The sequence below is a fragment of the Corallococcus sp. AB030 genome (assembly GCF_003668965.1).
Taxonomy (GTDB): Bacteria; Myxococcota; Myxococcia; order Myxococcales; family Myxococcaceae; genus Corallococcus; species Corallococcus exiguus.
This window is the reverse complement of the sequence record NZ_RAWQ01000202.1, coordinates 1-19,754: the sequence shown is the minus strand read 5'-3', so window position 1 is coordinate 19,754 and position 19,754 is coordinate 1. Positions and strand designations below refer to the sequence as shown.

Genomic DNA, 19,754 nt, shown 5'->3' with positions numbered 1-19,754 from the left:
GGGGGAGGGAAGGGGGAGGCGAAAGAGTCCGTTGACTGAAGGAAGCGGCTCGGATAGATCCGCCCTCGCTTCGCCGGGCCCGAGGGCAGTTCCTGGCGCAGCACCGGATATCGGGGAGTGGCTCAGCCTGGTAGAGCACTTGGTTCGGGACCAAGGGGTCGCAGGTTCAAATCCTGTCTCCCCGACCAAACGACGAAGCGGGCTGGAGGCCGAAAGGTCTCCAGCCCGTTTTCGTTTCTGGGGTTTGGTGCTCTGGCCCCTCCTGCATGCGGATGGTTGCTGATCTGGTCGTCGGGATTGGTCCTACGTCTGCAGTTTGAACCGCGCCTCACAGGCTTGGTAGTGGCACTGCATGGCCACAGCTTGGTGGCGGCGTCGCAAGTGACTCCACGCCAAGACATGAGTTCCTGGACGGAGCGGCGGACGAAGGCCGTCAGTGAAGGCCGCGCCGGGCGAGAAACGATCGCATGGGGCTTCTGCGCCGCGGCAGGCCGAGCGCTTATGGGTGGCGTGGCTCCCAAGCGCTCGAAGTGACGTGCGCGGCACGCTGATGCTCCTGCTGGCGTTGGGTGAGCTGCGCTTCAGGGTACGAAAGAGGGCCTCGGAAAAGGCGTTGTCGTCCGAGACGCGGGGCCGGCTGAAGGACGGGGGGATGCCCAGCCATTGCAGCGTGGCCAGCAGGGTGGCGCCCTTCATGGGGCCGCCGTTGTCCGAGTGCAGCACCAGCCCTTCGGGGCAACCGGCCTCCTGCCAGCAACCGCGGACGATGACCGGGGACCTGCCGGCCGGCTCCGCGCTTCCAGATGATGTCCCGAACAGAAAAGACTCAATCGCTCTCCTTCTTCGTCAAGCTCCTCGGCGCGTGGAGCAGCGACCGCACACCTGCGTCCGCCTGGAGGGAGGCCTACGTCGCACAGGACCACCTTTCGGCGGCGAACAACTCGCTGACGGTCGGGTTCTGGTCTGACATGCCCCCCGCTGCGCTCCGCGCGGCTCCCTCCAGAATCCAGGAGCAGTCCATGGTCCACACCTCGGGTATCCCTCGTCGCATCTCCCTCTGGGCAGGCGTTGCCCTGGCGCTGGTTGGCACTCTCACGGGCTGTGCTCCGCCAGGGCCGGAGGACTTGCCCGGAGAGCCCCAGGTGACCCTGGACTCACAATCCCAGGCGCTGGCCTATCCCAACGGGAACAGCCGGACGGTGGTGTCACGGCGCGTCGTCTACAAGGACGCCTCCGGTGGCTACCAGGCGGCGCCGGGCTTCGAGCAGTTCCGCGCGGCCGGTGCCTCCGACAGCACACTGCACGCCATCCGCATCGCCCAGGTGGAGGCCCCGAGCGTGCGCGAGGCCATCGTCTTCATGACCGCCGGGCAGAAGATCTCGAGCAGCGGGCACTCCAGCGGCGTGACGGGCCAGTCCTCCAACTGGGACGCGTCCTGTGACGGCGTCTCCTGCGCCAACGTGGTCCTGGATGGCCGCTCCCTGGCCATGAAGCTCAATGCCCTGGGCTGGTTTCCGGTGGGGAGGACGCATCTGTCCGTGGTCAACGACAACAACTTCGACCACCTGTTCGACAGCGACACGAAGCAGCGCATCGTCAACGGGTTCGTCCACTGGCTCCAGGCCCAGGTCCGACCCGAGACGCGGTCCATCTACCTGGCGGGGAGCTCCCGCGGCGGGTGTCTGGTGATGCGAATTGCCCAGGCGCTCCGCGCCAACACGGCGCTGGATGGCATCACCGTCTACGTGTCGTCGCTGGATGGCGTGTGCAGGAACAGCCAGGGCGAGCTGGGCACGTTCGACACCAAGGTGAACAACCCCGTGCGCCCCTGGGGCACGTTCTACGGCGCGTGGGCCACCAACCTGTCCTCCCAGTTCCCCCGCCGCGAGCGGCTGCACCTGTATCAGGTGGTGGGGGGCCAGGAGGTCGCGCCGGCCACCGGCATCCGCGCCTTCTCCGGGTACGCGGGCGCCACGCCTCCCTCGACGGGCACCGACCTGGACTGGGGCTGGTACAAGCAGACCTGGGTGAAGTGGCAGCACAAGGAGATTGGCAATCCGTACACCGACCCGAGCACGTCGGATCAGCCGCTCGCTATTTCAGAGACGATTGACGCGCAGCTCACCTGGCTGGACGGGCTGCTGTAGCGGGCCTGCGGTCAGGTCTGATGCGTTCTCGGAGCCCCCAACGCATCAGGCGAAGGGGGCCCTGTTGAGGGTAGGGGCTGGAGCCGAAGGGGCGGGGAGGCGCCAAAGGGTGCCACCCGGGCTGTGCGCCGGGCCGGAGCAGAGGCCGTACCGCCCCTCGGGGTACATGCCGGCCCAAGCGGCCCAGCCAGGCGGCAGGCCGCAAGGGCGTGGGCTTCCAGGTCACTGTGGGTGCTTGAGCTCAACACCACACGCTCTGGGGTGGACCCTGTGCCAGGGCCAGCTTCGCAGGCCGCGAGGGCAATGCCAGGTGTTCCAGAATGGCGCGCCCCCCACCGGGGGCCGTCAGGTATGCCAGCACCCTCCTACGGCCTCCACACCGAGAGCAGGCGAAGACATCCAGCGCGAACGTCCGGCGCAGCAGTCCCGCCCAATCCAATCGCGGCGTGCGCTCCATCGTCGACTCCACCGTCGCAGCCTGGGCCGGGCTCGCCTCCTCCAGCCCCGGCTCCGCCCCCGCTTGAGGGAGCCGCTGGCGTCAACCTGTTCACCGTGAAGGGTGGGCCGCACTTCCTGCTCTTCACGGCACCAGAGTGCTTCAAGGCCGCGGTGAGCACGTTCGTCCAGAAGCGGCGTGCTCCTCGCGCGGCCTGTTCGCTTTGACCCGCACCTGACGTCTACGGAGCGGGGATGAACTTGAACTCCGCGATGACGATCTCGACCTCCTGACCGTTCTTGGGCGCGAGTCCCTGGAAGAGCCAGAAGTTCATGTGGACGGGCAGGGGGTTCTGGGGAATGCGCTGGACGTAGTCCGGTGGATTGAAGAGCCAGCTGGCCATCTGGTTGACGTTGCCATCCTGGTGGCCATGCAACGCCTGGAAGTAGACCTGCCTCGACGACCACTGGAAGCGGTGGGTGGAGTAGGTCCCCCCGAGGCTGATGGGGTAGGCCTGATGGGAGTAGGGGACGCCCGTCACCGCGGGGTACACGGCCCAGTTGCCCATCTGCGGCTGACTGCCGCCCCACTTCGCGAACTCGATATCGATTTCATTCGTGGCGTCCGGGCCCACGTCGGGACGCGTGTAGTTGAACAGGCCCAGGACCACGTTGTCGTCGAAGAGGTCCGGCCGGCCAATCACCTTGAACTGGTAGGTGCCAAACCCCAGCCGCTGCTGCGGCATGTAGACCTCCGCCGTCGTCCAGCGTCCGTCGCGCCACGCAATCTTCAGGTGGAGGTAGCCGTTCGCATCGACCCAGGCGTTGCGGTCATCCCAGGCATTGGGGCCCGGGCCGCCCTGACCGCTGCGCACCTCCCATTGATAGCCCGAGAAGGAGACGCTCTTCGCCTCCGCGAGCGGAGTGAAGGCGATGCTGGAGACGAGAGCGATACCGAGGACCTGTGAGCCGCGCATGGATGACCCCATTTCGGGAAGGGTGCCAACGTCAAGCACTCCTTCCGATATATCCAGTTTTTCCTGGAATTGAAATGGGATCGCCTCCGGTGAGGTTGCTGGGCTTCTGAATGCGATCTGGCGACTCCTTCTCCTGGGTGACCTTGTTGTCCATGCCGGTGCGGCTGATCTTCGGCTTCGACTTGCCGTGGCCGCGCTTCCAGGTGACGGAGTTGGAGCTCCCCGTCACGGAGATGGCACGGGTGGCCTCCACCTTCACCTTCGCGCGTCAGGGCGCGCAGCCTGGATCGGCTGGACTCCAGGTGTACTGGGAGTCCAGCGTCAGCTTCTGTTCCACCACGGGGCCCTTCATTCCGCGCGCGGTGAGGAGGAAGGTCTGCTCCGGCGCCGTGCCCGAAACCTCCGCGCGGTAGATGAAGCGACAGCCTGCCGTCCACGTGTCATCGGGCACGGGCGCGCGGGAGCCGTCGAGGCAGGGCTCCGGCGCGAAGCCCACCTGGGCGGCGCTCTCCGAGTAGCGGTCCTTCTCCCCGAAGTACGCCTTCTCGGACGTGAAGAGCGCCTTCAGGTTGCTGGCCCCCTCGCACAGCGGGGCCGGCAGGGGCGTTCCCTCCGGCCTGCGCACGCCATGGCACTCCTCGAGGACGAGTTCGGAAGGCCACACCCGCACGGGCTTCCCGTCCACGTACCCATGCGTCATGGAGTACGTGAGCCCTTCGGCGAGTCCGCCCACGCCCACCGCGCGCACGCTGAAGGTGCTGTTGTCGGGCAACGAGCCGGCCATCGAGACCGCGTAGCGGAAGTGGCAACCCGCGAGCCAGGTGGCGTCCGGCGTGGGCACGCGGCTGCCATCCGTGCATGGCGCAGGGGTGGGGAGCCGTGTGACGTCCGTGGTCCAGGCGTCCTTCTCCCCGAAGTACTCCTGCTGGCCCGCCAGCAGCCCGCTGAGGCCGAGGAGCGCCTCGCACCGCAGCCGCTCGCGCAGCTCCTGCTCGGTGGTGCTCCGCGAGGGCGGGACCGGCGCTGGCGCGCTGGCCTTGACCGGAGCCGGCGCGGACCGCGTGGGCGCGGGAGGCTGCTCCTGACGCTCACAACCGCCCAGCACGATAAGCGCCGAGACGAGACGGGTGATCCGGAATGAGAGGCTTCGCACGCGGGACTCCTCGGGTTCGCATTCCCAGGCATCCATCATGGCGTTTTCCGCGCTCCCATTGCCATATCGGGTTCTCAGTCCTTCCCGAGCCCCTCCACCAGGTAGAGCTGGGAGAGCGTCTCGAAGTAGCTGTACGCGTAGGCGCTCCCGTCCGCAGAGAGCGCCAGGGTCATGATCGTGATGAGCCCCGGCGGGGTTCCGCGCGCGGGCACCGTCAGGTGCGGCACGCTTACGCCTGTCTTCATGTCGACCCGGGAGATCTGGACGGGAAGCGAGACACTGCGCAGGTAGAGGGCCGCGCCGCTCGCGTCCCAGCCCACCACCCACTGTCCCGGGAATGTGCCCGGGACCACGCTCTGCGCGTCCCCCGTCGCGGAGAACAGGCGGAGGCTTCCCGATTCATCCACCGCCGCGAGCCATTCCCCATCGGGGGAAATGGCCGTGTGGAAGCCGGTGCCTTCCGCCGTAACGGGCCGGGGGGCGCCGGCGCCCGGCTCGAACACCCACAAGCGGGCGGGGCGCCCCTCCTGGCTCGCGCGCAGCAGCAACCGCTTCCCATCCGGAAACCAGCGTGCCGAAAGCACCGTGGCCACCGGAGTCAATGACACAGGGCGCGGCTCCCCCACGCCGGTGGGCAGCAGGAAGAACTCCATCCGCTCCCCATAACGCACGACCAGCGCCTGCTTGCCATCCGGGGACAGCGCCAGGGGATGCCCGTCTCCCAGCCGGACCGGAGGTGCGCCATCGGTGGTGCGCACGTACGCGCCATAGGTGGGGCCTTCGATCTGGTTCCCCTCGGAGATGAGCAGCATCCGGCCATCCTGGGACAGGTCCGACATGATCGAGGCATCCGCCATCGTGAGCTCCCGCTCCTCCCCCGCTCGCCCGAACACGAGTCCTGAACGGATCTTCTGGTGATCCACCAGGACGGTGCCAGCGTTCGAGATGTCCTGGAGCAGCATCCGACCGGCGATCCGATCCACGAGCCGCGTCGTGCCTCGCAGGTTGACCGCGAACAGCGCGGTGTCCGCACCGATGCGGGCGGCGGTGAACCACACCTCGCTCCCATCCGGAGCCCACGCCAGTCCCCGGGTGCACCCCCAGTCTCCGGAGAGTTCCCGGGGCGGCCCGTCCTTCTCCAGCACCCACACCCCGCCCCGGTCGTCCTTCGGATTCTCATGGAAGAGGAACGCGATTCGCTCGCCATCGGGGGACACCCGCGCGTGGCTGATCCACCCCTGCGACTCGAAGCGCACGGTGCCGGGCGGCTGCTCCAGCCGGAAGGTCTCGCCCACCCGGCGCACCACCGCGAGCGGTCCCTCGCCGCGCCCCCAGTCCGCCTCCAGCACGCCGTCGAGCACGGCCCGCGGTGCGCCGCCCGCGAGCGGCATCAACCCGAGCGTGCCACTGCCATGCTCCGGGTCGAAGAACCGGGGGGCGAGCAACACCGCCAGCTCTCCCCGGGACGACGCGGCGAGCACATCCGCGTTCAGTCCACGAGGCTGCGACAGCGGACGCTCGGTGCGCGCGCTGTAGAGCTCCACGGGGCCTCCCTCCCACGCCGCGCCATAGAGAAACGTGTGTCCATCCGCGGAGAACCGCGCGCTGAGCACGGGGCCTCGCTGGAAGGTGGCCGGTCGGTACGTGGAGCTCGACACCGGGACCTTCCACGGACGCCCGAACGCCAGGAGCCCACCCGCCACGCACAGCAGCGCGACCGCCAGGAGCGTGAACAAGGCCGGACGCGGGAGGGCGCGGGGATGCACGGCCCGGGGCACCTGACTTCCGGAGCGGGACGCGATGGACTCCAGGGCGAAGGCCAGGTCCTGCGCGGACTGGAACCGGTCGCCGGGAGCCTTCGCCAGACAGCGGGCGACGATCGTTCCCAGCTCACCCGGCAGCATGGGGGGCTCGTCGCGGAGCGCGGCGCTCATGCGCTCCACCGCGCTGTCACCCCCGAAGGGGGCCTGACCGCTCAGGGCTTCGTGGAGCACCGTGCCCAGTGAGAACACATCCGCGCGAGGATCCGCGCTCTGCCCGCGGATCTGCTCGGGGGCCATGTAGCCGGCGGTGCCCATCACCGCGCCGCTCCGGGTCACCGCCGCGCCTTCGCCGCGCTCGGTGAGCCGCGCCAGCCCGAAGTCGAGGATGCGGGCACCGCCATCCGCGCACAGGAAGATGTTCGCCGGCTTGAGGTCGCGGTGGATGACGCCGCGGGCATGCGCGGCCGCGAGCCCCTGTGCCAGCTGGATGCCCAGCCGCAGGACCTCCGCCAGGGGCAGCGGCCCGCGCATCAGCCGCGTCCGCAGGGTGACGCCCTCCAGCCACTCCGTGACGAGGTAGGGCGTGCCTTCATGGGCTCCCACGTCGAACAAGGTCAGTAGATGCGGATGGGACAGCGCACCTGCGGCGCGGGCCTCCTGGCGGAAGCGGGCCAGACGCTCGGGCTCCTGGGCGAACCGTGCCGGGAGCACCTTCAGCGCCACGTCCCGTCCAAGTCGCCCATCGCGCGCCCGATACACGTCGCCCATCGCGCCACTGCTGGCATGCCCGACGATGGTGTAGGGCCCCACCTGCTCCCCTGGAACGAACAGGCGGGGCGGAGGGGCCGCTTCTTCCCCCAGTGCTCCCTCCGCGTGCCACGTCGCCGCGATGGCGGCGAGCAGCGTCCCACAGGCGTCACAGCGTGAGGTGTGGGCCTCGGCCAGGGCCCGCTGCTCGGGAGGCAGGCGGTCCTCAACGAAGGCGAGAATCGTTTCCTCGGAAGGGCAACCAGACATGGTGGGAAGCAACTCTAGCCATGGTTGCCTTCAAGGAAGAAGTGGCGGGACCGTCACCCGGTACGCGCGGACGAGCAGGGGGCGAGTCCCCGGCGCACCGAAACCCAAGCCAGGCTGCACCTCGGCACCCACGCGAAAGCCTCGGTAATCGCGGCGGCGGCTGACCAATCGTTCAGCCACCCCCTGCCATCTCCCACGAGGGGTTCCTCGGTCTCCTCGCTACATGAAGATGTAATTGTAGTCGCAGTTTTCGTTCATGGTTGCGGTGTGAGGGTGATTCACTTCAAGTGGCTGCATGGCGCCGGGGAAGGAAGCCCACGTCCCAGGGGCGCCCCCGGACGGCCTTACGCGGCCTTGTTCGGCTGCGATTGCTCCGCGAGATAGCGCTTGAGTCCCTCCACCTTGTTCTTGAGGTTCGGGGACTCGCGCAGCCCGTCGAAGTATTGGTCCCATTCCTCCCTGCGGGGGGTGACCGGGCCGCCGGGGAGGGAGAGGATTCCGACGAAGTGCTGGAACTCCTCCCCCGGACTGTTCTTCAGGCCCTTGAAGGCATCCATGACTCCCAACAGCGCTGGACCCTTGATGCCGTAGGCCTCTCCCAACTTCATGAGCTGCTTCAGTTGCTGGGGGGGCTCCGTCAGCAGTTCCGGGCTCTGCTGCGCGAGCTTCTGGATGTCCAGCGGTGACAGCTTCATCTCTTCGGAGAGCACCTTGAGGCTCTCCTCGTCCGCGTCCACCAGCGTGGAGAGCACGGGCTCGGTGATTCCCGCAGCCTGGAGGCTCTTCTTCAGGTTCGCCTCCTTCTTTTCGGCCTCCTGTGCCTTGGTGACGACGGAGATGACGGCTCCGCCAGCGACGAGGAGGCCGCCGGCAATCTGTCCCCCGACGGGAACGGCTTGAATGGTGGCCGCGGCGAGGATGAGTCCGCCCAACGCGGAGGCGCTCTTCCCCGCGGCTGAAAGGTAGTCCCCATTCTTGACTGCCTGCACGCTTCCGATGAAATCGCCAATGGCCCCCACCGCGTTGCCTATCCCTGTCATGCGCTCGAAGACCTTCGAGGCGGCGCTGCCAGCCTTGCCAAACATCTGGAGCAGCATCGACGCGCCATCTCCCCCGACACCGATCGTGTCGCCGATGGCTTTCACCTGCTCCTCAAGCGGGTTCTTGTGGAAATTACTCACGCCATTGACGGCACCCACGAGGGAACACGCGAATCCGAGCGCGCGGATCGGCTGGACGATCCCCGGAGCGCCACCGGCGAGGGTGGCGGAGAGTTTCTTGAACTTCTCCTGCGCCGCCTCGCCACCCGTGGGCAGTGCCTTGAAGGCAGCCGCCATCTCCTTCATCTCGGCCTGGGTGCAGCCGAACAGGGCGTGATTCTCCTCGAGCGTGCCGATGAGCCGGTTCACGGCCTCCGGGTCGTCCGCCTTCGACAGCACCAGGTAGCCCATGGCCTTGGTGGTGGCAGCGGTGAGCTTGGTCGAGGCATCCGTTCCGGCCTTGCCGAACGTCGCCGCCGCGTCGAGGTCATCGAAGAGGCTGGGTTGGTCTTCGGCCTGCTTCTGGAACTCCCCCAGGAGCAGTTCCTGACCCGCCTTGGTGTTGGCGAGGTCGGGGAGGTGCGCCATGGTCTTCTCCGCCTCGTCGCCGAGGAAGTCCATCCACTTCGGGAGCTGGGAGCCAGGGGCCGTGGCTCTCGCCGGATCCGCGGTGCCCGGCGTCGTCAGGCTGCCCAGGAGCTTCCGAGCTGCTTCCTCGTACTCGCCGTACGCGGGGGTGCGGCTCTCGTAGTCGAGGATGGCTTTCTGCCGCTGCTTCCCGGTGAGCGCGGGACTCAGCTGGGCGACGAACTTCGTCAGGTCTTCGTTGGCCTCGTCGAAGGCGATCTTCTTTTCCTCGAAGTCCTCCCGGGTCTTCTGGATGCCGCTCGCCAGCGAGTTGCCCACCTGAGCGGCCGGGCCGGACTTTCCCTGCTGATCGAGCGTGTTCGCGACCATCGCGCCCAATTCGGCGCCACCGATGGTCTGTGCGAGCGCGGAGAACAGCGGCTCCTGTTCCCTGAACAGCTTCTCCGCCGGGCACGCGTTCGCCATCTCGGTGGCGATCATCCTGGTGACGTTCGGGCCGCCAATGCTCGCCGCCTTGGCCAGCGCGCTCAGTTGGGGCTTGGCGAGCTGCGGGCTGGTGTTCAGCGACTGCGCGGCCATCTTCTTCAGCTCGGGTCCGAGCTCCTGGACCAGGGCCTTCTGGTAGTGTGGATCCTTGTTGCCCTCGAGCAGGCCCTGCAGGGTCTTCGCGCCAACGTCATAGATGCAGCCATCCTTCATGGACTGACGCACCTTCTGGGCATCCGCGCGCGCTGCCGCCTCCGCCTCTTCCGCGGTCAGCTTCGGCTTCTCTGCCTGATTGTTGACCTCGGGCCCGCTCCCCGCGCCATCGGACTGCTGGGCGCGTCGGCCACCATCATGGACTGGAGCTCAGGCGACACATTGGCGCGCTCCAGGGCCGTCTGGCGCGCGGGGGAGCCCGGGGGCGTGTCGAGAATCTTCTTCGCCTGACCGGCTGGGAGCGTCCCCACCTGCTCGTAATGGGGCTGCTCCTTCAGGTACGCGTCCGTGGAGTCGTAGCTCTTGTTCGTGGCGGGGTCATAGACCTTGGAGCCCTGGCGGACGACCACGTGGCCAGACTGGCCTTCCTCGCCAGCACGCTTGTCCTTGAGGAAGACCAGCTCCGAGCGGGCGCGGATTTCGGGCGACGTCCGGTCCACCCAGTCAGCGGCCTTGTCCAGGCAGTTCACCTGGCCATCCCGGGTGTTCTCGGTGAGCAGCGTGCTGGCGGGCGGCGGGTTCGGGGCGAGCTCGGGGCCCTTCGAGGGCGGGGCCCCGGCCTGGAACGAGGAGCGGAACCGGTCTTCGTTGCGCGGCTTTACCTGCTGGACCTGACGCGACGGCCCCGCCTGTTCGGCCCGGTCCTTCTGGCGGGCTTGCTCCACCTTGCGGATGGCTGTGGATGGATCGGCACCAGAGCCTCCAGGGACTCGCGGACCAGGCATGCGGACCTCCAGGGAAATAGGTCATTCACCCCTGAAGAGCGCTCCACCGTGTCTGCGTCCCAAAAAACCTCGCCACCGCGCTCAGCTCATCTCCTTCCGGGTCGCGAAGAGCCAGTAGCCAGCGAGTGCGAAGAGGAGGAGAGCCCCCATGAACCCGGACCGCGTGCGGAAGTCGCCCGGGAAAGTGGCCGACCTCCCGTTCAGGACGTGAACACCTCGTAGCGGGGCGTCAGCCGCTCACCGCGCCCGCTGAAGATGAATCATTGCCTCATCCAGCAGCGCGGCCACGCCCCGGCGCACCACGTGCACCACCTTGCGGTGATGCGCGGAGGCCAGGTGCGTGTAATGGCCAGACACCTTGTGGTGCAGCTCCGTGGCGCCCCACACGAGCACCAGGTCCGCCCACTCCAGGTCGCTCTTCGCGCGGTCCGCGGTGCGGCGCTCCGTGCCGTCCACCATGCGCAGGGAGATGTGGCCGCCCAGCTTCGTCTCCAGTTCCTCACGCACCGCGGGCGAGCCGCCCACCACCACCACGCGCTGCACGCCGCGCTGGTGGCACATCTCCAGGAACGCCACCTCCGCGCGCCGGTTGGCGGAACCGCCGCACCGCGCGCAGTGGCTCCGGGGCTCCACCCGCAGGGGCTCAAGTATAGGACGGATAGGAGCCCTGTTGAGGGCGGCGGGCTGGTGAAGAGGGGTCAAGAAGGGCCGCTGGAGGGTGACGCGCGGGCTGTGCGCCGGGCCGGAGCAGAGGCCGTACCGCCCCTCGGGGTACATGCCGGCCCAAGCGGCCCAGCCAGGCGGCAGGCCGCAAGGGCGTGGGCTTCCAGGTCACTGTGGGTGCTTGAGCTCAACACCACACGCTCTGGGGTGGACCCTGTGCCAGGGCCAGCTTCGCAGGCCGCGAGGGCAATGCCAGGTGTTCCAGAATGGCGCGCCCCCCACCGGGGGCCGTCAGGTATGCCAGCCCCCTCCTACGGCCTCCACACCGAGAGCAGGCGAAGACATCCAGCGCGAACGTCCGGCGCAGCAGTCCCGCCCAATCCAATCGCGGCGTGCGCTCCATCGTCGACTCCACCGTCGCAGCCTGGGCCGGGCTCTCCTCCAGCCCCGGCTCCGCCCCCGCTTGAGGGAGCAAGTGACTTTCGAGCGCAGGCGCCTCAGAACTCCGCGACGAACGCCAGCTCGCAGACCCGCTCGCGACACGAGAACACGTGCAGCGCCCCGTCGAGGAACTGCCCGCCCTCGTAGTCGAGCAGGTGCGGCATCTCGCCGTGCGCGCAGCTCGGCGTCGCGTCGGCCTGATCCCAGCGCGCCACGCCGCCGAGGCGAGCTCCGCCCCAGCTCGCGCCGCCACGCTGCTGCGCGAGCCAGTCGTCGTACTCCTCTCCGACCTCCTCGAGCTGATCCGGATCGAAGCCCTTGGGGAACGGCCCGTCGAGATCGAGCGCATTGAAGCCGAAGAGCGCGCTCGACGCGGTCTCCGGCGTGATCTCCGAGCGATAACGGTACCAGATCGCCGGCGGTAGCTCGGTTGCCGGGGAGGCCGGCGTCACCCGCAGACTCTCGCGCCGCCAGCCACTCGACGCCGATTGCCACGCCTCGGGGCCGGTCACGCGGTGCCTCGGCTCCACCAGGCGCACGTACGCGACGCGCGGATCGCTGTTCTTCGCGACGCCGCAGTGAAAGCAGAAGAGCGCGGCGAGGCCGCGGCCGCCGGGGAGGAAGTCCGCGAGCACGGCCGGCGTGAGCTGGACGCACATCTCCAGCGGGCGAGCGCAGACGCCGCAGCTCGGCCAGCGCGGCTCGTCGAGCCAGGCGACGGAGCCGTGCGCGAAGCAATCGCCGGGACCGGGATCGAAGCTCTCGGGCTTCAGGAAATGCGGCACCTTCAGATCGACGCAGGTTGGCGCGGTCTCGCGGAGCTCGCGGCGCCAGGGCGCGAACAGCGGGTGCTCGGGAAGCTCGGGGCGAGGCGCCTTGCGCGCGCAGGGCACGCAGGTCTCGGCGGCGTCTCTCCAGCGCGGGTGCTCGCGCACGAAGGTCGGCCATGGGGTCTCCTCCTGCGCGCTGCTCGGCTCGTCCCTGGGCTCCTAGGTGGCTGCGGGCGCGACGATGAGCGGCGTCACCATCACCGCCTTGGGCACGCCCTTGTAGCCCGGCACGGTGCCGTGCACCTCGACCCGGGTGCCGACCGAGGGGTTCACGGCGAAGCTCTTGAGCGCGGTGCCGCCGAAGCGCACCCGACCGCCTTCGTCGAACTCGATCCACCCGAGGGCGTCGATGGGGTTGAGCTCGACAATCGTCCCTTTTTGCCCGCTCATCGCGCGGAACGCTAACACGCCCGCCTCAGCGGCTCCGCACCGTGAAATCGCGCCCTTCCCCGCGATCGTGCTCCGGCCCGGCGGAAGCTGAAGACGCTCTCCCGACCCGCGAGCAGCGGATGATTCATCCGGTACGCGAGGCGGCCATCCTCCATCCGCGACAGTCACTCCAGCGCCAGCGCACTCTGGAATCCGACCCAATCCGCCGAGGCATGAATCAGGGGAAGGTCGGGAGTGACGAGGGAAAGGCGTGAGCGCGTGGCATGCCGTGCTCGAAGAGTTCCTGAAGGAGTCGGCAACGCTCGGGTTCGACGGAGGCGTCGCAGGTGGAGGCTTCCCGCCGGAGTTCTTCGATCGGGACGAGCGAGGAGTCCACCGGGCGCAGCGCCTGGGAGGAGTAGGCCCACGCGTTACCCACGCGATGCACGGGCTTCTCGTCCGCGTGACAGAACGCGCAGACGGTGAGGTCGGATTGGAACATGACCTTCGTGTACGGAGCCTCGGGGAGCACCTCGGCTTCGATGGGGAAGGCCAGTTCTCCCTTGATGGAGCGGCCGGAGGCGTCGAGCTGGCTGAACTCGACGACCTCCGCTCCTGGGCCGTCGGGAACGACCGAGAGGATGAGGGGGCCCGAAAACAGGAAGATGCGAGGGCTGCGCCGGCCATGCGCGGGTTGCGCGCTGAAGTCGCTCTCCGTGGCACTCAGCCGCAGGGGCCGGTCCAGACTCTCCACGAGGCAGGCCACGGAAGTGGGGCGGGGCAGGGAGTTGATGAGCGCCACCGCCTCCTCGATGGTTCCGGGGGCGCCCGTGGCACCGCCGGAGGGAATGCAGTCGCGAGGAGGCTCATCCGGGGGCTTTGAACCATTCGATGCGCCGCAACCTGCCGCCAGCACCGCCATCACCAACTGCGCGAACGCCCTTTGTCGCCACCTGCGCCTCACGTGTGACCTCCAGGGAACATCATGTGCCCGTGGCCACCTCTGCGCGAGCGTTCCCAGCCCGGTTTCATTTTTGGGGGACCCCGAGGCCTCCACACGCCTTGAGCGTTGTTTCCGCTCACACCGAAGCCCAGAAGCGGGCCCTGCCTGGGAGGCGATGGCTGCCAATAACGCCTGGAGGGCTGGGCTGACGGAGTCTCCCGATGAGGAAGCGTGAACGGTCGCCGGTACGTGCAGCAGCATCTTCTGCACCGACGTGACACGCGTCCGCTTCCCCCCCGGGGCACAAGCTTCAGAGATGACGCGGGCTGTGGAGTGGTTGTCGAGGCCGCTTCCCCCCGGGACTCATGTCCCGCGGGTTGTTGCGCGTCTCGAACCGTCTGCCTCCAGCATCGAGTCAGCGGAGACGGATGGGGTGCTTGGGATCAACCCGTCACGGCAGCCGCCATTGCGCGGCCGCCGAAGAGAACAGCAGCCCCGAGCGTGGAGGACTACTTGCCCTTCAGCGCAGCCACGAGCCGGTCCGCCTGCTCGCGGATGTGCTTGTCGGTGCTGGCCTGGGCCTTCTGTGCGTGCGTGCGGGCCTGGGCCTTGTCGGTGTCCGCCAGGACCAGGGCCTGATTGAGGTGCAGGCCCGCGTCGTCCGGGTGCGCCTTGAGCGCTGGAGCCAGCACCGCGCGGGCGTTGGCCGCGCCCTCGGGCTTCGACATCAGCAGCACGGCCAGGTCGTTGGCCGCGCCCACGTCGGACGGATCGCTGGCGTGGGCGGCCTCCAGCAGCTTCTGGGCCTCCGCGTCGTCGCCCATCCGCCGGCGCACCTTGGCCAGGGCGATGCGCACCATGGCATTGTCCGGCACCTTGGCCAGGGCCTCGCGCAGGATGCGGTCCGCGTCCGCGTCCTTTCCGGCCACGAAGGACGCCAGCCTGTGCAGATAGATGGCGTCGGCGTTGTCCGTCAGCTGGAGTGGCCCCCGTGCCGGAGCCCATGAGGGTCCATGGGCTCTGGCGACGGCGGGGCGCTACCAGCCGTTGACGTACCAGGAGTGCCGCAGGGTGTTGTCCGTGCCGCGATAGAAGACATCCATCCGGCCGGGACCCCAGCTCGCGACATCGGGCGCGGAGGTCATCTCACCGCCGAGCCAGTTCCAGCCGGTCCAACTGGAGCCCGTCCACGTGTTGACCCAGAGGCTGTTGTCCAAGCCCCGGCCGAACACCTCCAGCTGGTTCAGGCCGCGAGAGACCGCCGCCGGAGCGGAGGTGAAGGTGCCGCCCAGCGAGCCCCAGCCGCTCCAGGCCGTGCCGTTCCAGTACTTGTGGAGGAAGGTGTTGTCGGAGCCCCTGGCGAACAGGTCGATGCGGTTGGGTCCCCAGCTCACCGCGGCCGGATCCGACGTCACGACGCCCGGAATCACCGTCCACGACGTCCAGCCCGAGCCCGTCCAGGCCTGGTGGTAGAGCTGGTTGTCCAGGCCCTGGCCGAACACGTCCAGCCGGTTCGCGCCCCAGGACGCCACGGCCGGGCCGGAGTTGAAGCCGCCGCCCTGCGAGTACCAGGGGCTCCAGGAGGAGCCATCCCACGCCTTGTGGAGCATGGAGTTGTCCGTGCCGCGCGCGAACACGTCAATGCGGTTGGAGCCCCAGCTCACCGCCGCCGGATCGGAGGTGATGACGCCCGGGTGGAGGCCCCATCCGCTCCAGCCCGCGCCCGCCCAGTACTGGTGGTGCATCTGGTTGTCCAGGCCCCGGACGAACACGTCCAGCCGGTTCGCGCCCCAGGACGAAGCCGCCGGGCCGGAGGACAAGCCGCCGCCCAGCGACTCCCAGGGGATGCCGTAGGTGATCTTCGCGCCCTGGACGTCCGTGGCGCTCAGGTTGCCATTCCCGTTCCAGGCCGGGTTGCAGTAGTTCATCACGGAGGCCAGGTCCCACGGCCCGATGAGCCAGTCACCCGAGGAGCCCTGCGCGGGCTCGGTGCAGGTGGAGGGCCGGTCCGGACGGTTCTGCTCGTGGGCGTAGCCCAGCGCGTGGCCGAACTCATGCACCGCGATGGCGTCGATGCAGTACTTGAGGCTGCTGGCGCACGACGGGCTCCAGTTGGCGAACGTGAAGTTCAGCACCATGCCCTGGGCCCTGCCGTTGAGGCCGTTGCCCAGCGCCTTCACGTGCGGGCCCTCGTCGCTGATGTTGATGCGGACGCCGCTGGACGAGGACGGACATGTCCCCCAGCCGTAGAAGCGCACGCTCGAGTTCGCCTCCCACGTGCGCGTCACCGCGTCGCGCACCCACTGCCGCTGGGTGGCGTTGCCCGCGGCCGGGTTCTCCCAACACACGGGGATGGTCAGCGGCCACCAGAGGGTGGAGGACGCCACGTAGAGTTCGGCCTCGCTGTGCCGCAGCTCTCCCGGCGGTGTCTGCTCGGAAGGCATGGACGCCTCTGGCGCGCTTCCACAGCCAACCCATGCGCCAAGCCCGAGCGCCAGGAGCAGCGCCCCCCCTGGGCGATGCGTGTTTTCAGTGAACATGTTTTCCCCTCTTGCGTCCGCCCACTCCTCGGACGGGGCCTGTATGGCCCACGCATCCCCGGGCGCGACAAGACACATCCTGGCATGAAGACTGACGCACTTGAAGTGAAGTGATGTCAATTCAGTGTCTATGGGAAATTATCTGGATGCAGGGTTTGGGGAGGGCGTTGTATGGGTGAATCACGGTCGCTTCTGGCGGACGGGATATGCTCCGTCGCATGACCTTCCGCGCGAGCAGTCCTCAAGGAGAACGTGTGCGTCGGCCGCGGCTGTCGCAAGACACCGTGGTGCGGACCGCCGTCGCGCTCGTCCAGGAACAGGGGTTGCGACAGCTCTCCATGCGGACGCTGGCCGAACGGCTCCGGGTCACGCCCATGGCGATATACAAGCATGTCGCGAACCGGGATGCACTTGTACTCCTGTGCGCCGAGACCATCCTCCAGACGGTGGTGTTGCCTGTGGAGCGACGTCTGGTGTTGCCCCTGGAGCAACGTCTGGTGTTGCCCGTGGAGCCACAGGATCCGGTGGCGTGGCTCCGGCTGCTCGCGGGCCGTCTGCGCGCCGTGGGGCTGGCGCACCCGGGGTTGATGGATTTCCTGCTGGAGCAAGGCCCTGTCGTCCACACGGCGCTCGTCATCCTCGACCGGACGGTGAGCGGGCTGCACGCCGCCGGCATCCCGTGGAAGGAGGCAGGGGCGCTGCACAACACGTTCTTCTCCTGGCTGGCCGGAGCCATCCGCCGGCAGGAGCCGTGGGACGTGGGGCCACCGGGGACGCCGCCGCCGTTCGAGCGGTTCTTCGCGGCGGCCCAGGCGCTTCCCGCCAGGGACTACCCGGGGCTTGCCCACAGCGTGCCGCACATGCGGGCCACCGACGTGGAGCGGGAGTTCGAGCAGAGCCTCGGCTTCATGCTGGAGGGCATCCAGCGGCGCATCGACGCACGGCGGGTCCCCGCGCGGAAGCGCCCCCTCCGTCGCCAGCGCTGAGGGGGCGTCGCGTCACGCGTCCTTCGTGCCGCCAGCGCCTCCCATGTCCCAGTGCGCGGAGAGGTCCTCCCGTCCGCCCAGGAGCGTGTCCGGTCCTCCCACCCGGGCGAGCACCGCGTCGCGGGCCTCGATGACCCGGCGCCGGACCGTGGCCAGGTCCACGTCCACCAGGGCGCCCTGGAACTTCGCCCACCGTCCGCGCACCATCACCGATTCGACGTTGCCCGCATGCGCCTGGAGCACCACCGCGTCGCGGGGACGGTTGAGCGGTGTCAGGTTCAGCGCATCGGAGCCGAGGACGATGAGGTCCGCGTCCTTGCCCGGCCGCAGCGAGCCCGTCACGCGTCCCAGCCCCAGGGCCTCCGCGGCGTCGAGCGTCACCATCGGCAGCATGCGCGCGGCCTTGAGCGCGAGGACCCGGGACAGCCCGTCCTTCTCATGGGCCCGGGCCCGTTCCACCTGGAGGGCCAGCCGCATCGCGGTGAACAGGTCCCCGCCGTTGCTGGAGACGACGTCGCAGCCGAGCGTCGTCCGGACCCCCGCGCGCAGCGCGCGTCCGGTGACGGGGAAGCCCATGCCCATCTGAAGCTCCGTCTCCGGCGTCACCGCGACGGCACCGCCGCTGTCGGCGATGCGGCGCAGGTCCTCGTCGGAGCTCCACGTGCAGTGGACGAAGAGCACGTCCGGACCGAGCAGTCCTTCGTCCGCCATCCGCCGCACTTCGCTCGGGCCCGACACGGGCCACGCGGAGCAGTGGGCGGTGATGGGGACGCCCAGCTCGCGCGCGGAGAGGAGCTCCGCCCGGCTCTGCTCCCAGGGCACCTGCATCTCCGTCAGCGCGACGCCCATGCGGACAAGCCCGCTGTCGGAGGCCAGCCGGGTGGAGCGCAGGCGCCGGGCGTCCTGGATCCGGCTCGCGGGGGTCGGCAGCGCGGTGCTCTCCTGGGGACCCGCCGCGTAGCCGTAGGCGAAGAGGGCCCGGATGCCGGAGTCCTCCAGCGCCGTGAGCGCGGCGTCCGCGTGTGCGGGGGACTCCACGCAGTGCGAATAGTCCACGAGCGTGGTGATGCCCGCGTCCAGGGCCTCCAGCGCCCCGGCCAGGTTGGCGGCATGCAGGTCGTCCGGCTGGAACGCGGGCGACAGCTTCACGCGCACCGCCGCCAGGTAGTCCATCACCGTCCAGTCCGCCCCCAGGGCGCGCAGCGGCGTCTGCCACGTGTGCCGGTGCGCATCGATGAGGCCGGGCAGGAGCAGCTTCCCGCGCAGGTCGACGACGCGACAGTCCCCGGCGTGCAACTGGGGACCCATCGCGACGATGCGCCCGTCCTCCACCAGGACGTCACCTCGCGGCAGGTCCGCCTGTTCGGGGTCGCAGGTGATGACTTCCGCCCCACACAGCAGCCATCGGTCGCCCATGCGGTGTTCCTCCTGTCAGGCCCAGCGGGTATACACTGTATACCTTCTGGGCCGGGATGGCTGTGGAGGGCTACTGACAGGGAGGCCTCCAATTCCTCAGCTTGTTCCCGCTGCCTCGTTCGCGGGCGCAGGGGACACGCTGGCCCACTGGAACGGGCCGACCACGCTCAACACGGCGCGCTTGTCGGGGAGGCTCAAGCTCCGTGAGCCCCTGGTTCTTGAGCTGCGTGCGCGCCAGGCCCTTCTCGTCGGGGGGCCTTGGAGAACAGGAGCGCGCACATCTCCACGTGACCGTAGGCGGCGGCGGTGACGAAGGGGGCTTCGCCCAGGTTGTCCGGCAGCGCGGGGTCGGCGCCGGCCTCCAGCAGCACGCGCACCAGGTCCGCTCGGCCCACGCGTGCGGCGGCCATCGACGTCGAGTTAGGGAGGGCCCTACGGCCGGGGCGGGACTGGATTGCCATTTCGCGCAATGCCTGCTCATCCTCCACGCATGTACCCTCGTTGAACCGCCTCCTGACGGAGCCCCTGAAAGGCAATGCCATGGACCTCGGCAACAACCTGATGCTGGTGGTGTTCTTCTTCATCATCCCGCTGGGCCTGATGGTGCAGCTGCTGCTCTCCCATGAGCTCACCCTGAAGCTCCGGGCGGAGGGGCTGCACGCCCATGGAACGGTGACCCGCGCGTACAGTGCCTCGTCGGGAGATTCGGGCACCAGCGACGTCGTGGAATACGTCTTCCATCTGCCGGATGGTGAGGAAATCCGAGGCCGTTATGAAGATTCCAGGTCGAGCCACCGCCTTCCCGATAAGGGGGACCCGGTGGAGGTGCTCTACCTGGCCAACAACCCGGAACGGCACCAATGCGTGGGTCAGGAGGTAGGGCTCGCGAAGACTCTGGGCTGGTTGGCGTTCCTCGTCATCTGGATGGGGATGGGGGGCATCACCTTGAGGCAAGAGTTTCAGAAGCAGGAGGCCCCCGCGCCCACGCGCCAGCACCACAAACCCGCCTCCCCCTCGAAGTC

General features: G+C 68.7%; 17 protein-coding genes, 1 tRNA gene and 1 pseudogene. 4 read left to right on the top strand and 15 right to left on the bottom strand.

Features of this window, described 5'->3' with window-relative positions; genetic code table 11:
* Positions 1-111: 111 nt before the first annotated feature.
* Positions 112-188, top strand: a tRNA-Pro gene (locus D7Y15_RS34780).
* 391 nt (positions 189-579) lie between these two features.
* Here D7Y15_RS34780 and D7Y15_RS34775 read toward each other — a convergent pair.
* Positions 580-729: pseudogene (locus tag D7Y15_RS34775) on the bottom strand (IS3 family transposase); the annotation flags it as partial.
* A gap of 290 nt (positions 730-1,019) precedes the next feature.
* On the opposite strand from D7Y15_RS34775, the gene D7Y15_RS34770 reads away from it, so the two are divergent.
* On the top strand, positions 1,020-2,147 hold the full coding sequence (locus D7Y15_RS34770; protein ID WP_169821026.1) for a hypothetical protein: 1,128 nt from the start codon (positions 1,020-1,022) through the stop codon (positions 2,145-2,147).
* A 677-nt stretch (positions 2,148-2,824) separates the two neighbouring features.
* Here the strand turns inward: D7Y15_RS34770 and D7Y15_RS34760 are convergent.
* From D7Y15_RS34760 to D7Y15_RS34700, 12 genes are all read right to left on the bottom strand, one after another.
* Positions 2,825-3,559, bottom strand: a complete 735-nt coding sequence (locus D7Y15_RS34760; protein WP_120579397.1) for a glycoside hydrolase family 16 protein — start codon at positions 3,557-3,559, stop codon at positions 2,825-2,827.
* Between the two features lie 31 nt (positions 3,560-3,590).
* Positions 3,591-3,818: a DUF3060 domain-containing protein gene (locus D7Y15_RS34755; protein WP_121755269.1), complete on the bottom strand. Its 228-nt coding sequence runs from the start codon at positions 3,816-3,818 to the stop codon at positions 3,591-3,593.
* A 9-nt stretch (positions 3,819-3,827) separates the two neighbouring features.
* Positions 3,828-4,712, bottom strand: coding sequence for a hypothetical protein (locus tag D7Y15_RS34750; RefSeq protein WP_148712940.1), 885 nt, complete (start codon positions 4,710-4,712; stop codon positions 3,828-3,830).
* Between the two features lie 74 nt (positions 4,713-4,786).
* The gene (locus D7Y15_RS34745) at positions 4,787-7,492 is read right to left on the bottom strand and encodes a serine/threonine-protein kinase (protein ID WP_121755267.1); all 2,706 of its coding nucleotides are present in this window, start codon (positions 7,490-7,492) and stop codon (positions 4,787-4,789) included.
* Positions 7,493-7,836: 344 nt separating this feature from the next.
* Positions 7,837-9,819, bottom strand: a complete 1,983-nt coding sequence (locus D7Y15_RS34740; RefSeq protein ID WP_121755266.1) for a hypothetical protein — start codon at positions 9,817-9,819, stop codon at positions 7,837-7,839.
* A gap of 56 nt (positions 9,820-9,875) precedes the next feature.
* Complete coding sequence (locus tag D7Y15_RS34735) at positions 9,876-10,544, bottom strand: hypothetical protein (protein WP_121755265.1); 669 nt, start codon at positions 10,542-10,544, stop codon at positions 9,876-9,878.
* A gap of 237 nt (positions 10,545-10,781) precedes the next feature.
* Positions 10,782-11,177, bottom strand: coding sequence for a hypothetical protein (locus D7Y15_RS34730; RefSeq protein WP_233597278.1), 396 nt, complete (start codon positions 11,175-11,177; stop codon positions 10,782-10,784).
* A 527-nt stretch (positions 11,178-11,704) separates the two neighbouring features.
* Positions 11,705-12,583, bottom strand: coding sequence for a hypothetical protein (locus D7Y15_RS34720; RefSeq protein WP_126935441.1), 879 nt, complete (start codon positions 12,581-12,583; stop codon positions 11,705-11,707).
* Positions 12,584-12,637: 54 nt separating this feature from the next.
* Complete coding sequence (locus tag D7Y15_RS34715; protein WP_120579389.1) at positions 12,638-12,868, bottom strand: hypothetical protein; 231 nt, start codon at positions 12,866-12,868, stop codon at positions 12,638-12,640.
* A gap of 217 nt (positions 12,869-13,085) precedes the next feature.
* Positions 13,086-13,811 carry a hypothetical protein gene (locus D7Y15_RS34710; RefSeq protein WP_126935440.1) on the bottom strand — a complete coding sequence of 242 codons (726 nt, stop codon included), beginning with the start codon at positions 13,809-13,811 and terminating at the stop codon, positions 13,086-13,088.
* Positions 13,812-14,299: 488 nt separating this feature from the next.
* Positions 14,300-14,719 (bottom strand): tetratricopeptide repeat protein, encoded by a 420-nt coding sequence (locus D7Y15_RS34705; RefSeq protein WP_233605202.1) that lies wholly within the window; start codon positions 14,717-14,719, stop codon positions 14,300-14,302.
* 108 nt (positions 14,720-14,827) lie between these two features.
* A complete protein-coding gene (locus D7Y15_RS34700) occupies positions 14,828-16,234 on the bottom strand; it encodes a M12 family metallopeptidase (RefSeq protein WP_121755261.1) in 1,407 nt (468 codons plus the stop codon).
* Between the two features lie 350 nt (positions 16,235-16,584).
* Here D7Y15_RS34700 and D7Y15_RS34695 point away from each other — a divergent pair, with 350 nt between their 5' ends.
* Positions 16,585-17,316 carry a TetR/AcrR family transcriptional regulator gene (locus tag D7Y15_RS34695; protein WP_158629175.1) on the top strand — a complete coding sequence of 244 codons (732 nt, stop codon included), beginning with the start codon at positions 16,585-16,587 and terminating at the stop codon, positions 17,314-17,316.
* Between the two features lie 12 nt (positions 17,317-17,328).
* On the opposite strand, the gene D7Y15_RS34690 is transcribed toward D7Y15_RS34695, so the two are convergent.
* Positions 17,329-18,732 carry an amidohydrolase family protein gene (locus tag D7Y15_RS34690; protein WP_121755259.1) on the bottom strand — a complete coding sequence of 468 codons (1,404 nt, stop codon included), beginning with the start codon at positions 18,730-18,732 and terminating at the stop codon, positions 17,329-17,331.
* A 194-nt stretch (positions 18,733-18,926) separates the two neighbouring features.
* On the bottom strand, positions 18,927-19,142 hold the full coding sequence (locus D7Y15_RS34685; protein WP_121755258.1) for an ankyrin repeat domain-containing protein: 216 nt from the start codon (positions 19,140-19,142) through the stop codon (positions 18,927-18,929).
* Positions 19,143-19,272: 130 nt separating this feature from the next.
* On the opposite strand from D7Y15_RS34685, the gene D7Y15_RS34680 reads away from it, so the two are divergent.
* On the top strand, positions 19,273-19,754 hold a 482-nt coding region (locus D7Y15_RS34680; protein ID WP_148712939.1), incomplete at its 3' end, for a DUF3592 domain-containing protein.

Excerpts from the sequence above, each read along its gene's own strand:
- D7Y15_RS34760 (WP_120579397.1), bottom strand. The coding sequence starts at position 3,559 with ATGCGCGGCTCACAGGTCCTCGGTATCGCTCTCGTCTCCAGCATCGCC.
- D7Y15_RS34745 (WP_121755267.1), bottom strand. The coding sequence starts at position 7,492 with ATGTCTGGTTGCCCTTCCGAGGAAACGATTCTCGCCTTCGTTGAGGAC.
- D7Y15_RS34700 (WP_121755261.1), bottom strand. The coding sequence starts at position 16,234 with ATGCCTTCCGAGCAGACACCGCCGGGAGAGCTGCGGCACAGCGAGGCC.
- D7Y15_RS34735 (WP_121755265.1), bottom strand. The coding sequence starts at position 10,544 with ATGCCTGGTCCGCGAGTCCCTGGAGGCTCTGGTGCCGATCCATCCACA.
- D7Y15_RS34685 (WP_121755258.1), bottom strand. The coding sequence starts at position 19,142 with ATGGCCGCCGCACGCGTGGGCCGAGCGGACCTGGTGCGCGTGCTGCTG.
- D7Y15_RS34690 (WP_121755259.1), bottom strand. The coding sequence starts at position 18,732 with ATGGGCGACCGATGGCTGCTGTGTGGGGCGGAAGTCATCACCTGCGAC.
- D7Y15_RS34770 (WP_169821026.1), top strand. The coding sequence starts at position 1,020 with ATGGTCCACACCTCGGGTATCCCTCGTCGCATCTCCCTCTGGGCAGGC.
- D7Y15_RS34715 (WP_120579389.1), bottom strand. The coding sequence starts at position 12,868 with ATGAGCGGGCAAAAAGGGACGATTGTCGAGCTCAACCCCATCGACGCC.
- D7Y15_RS34740 (WP_121755266.1), bottom strand. The coding sequence starts at position 9,819 with ATGAAGGATGGCTGCATCTATGACGTTGGCGCGAAGACCCTGCAGGGC.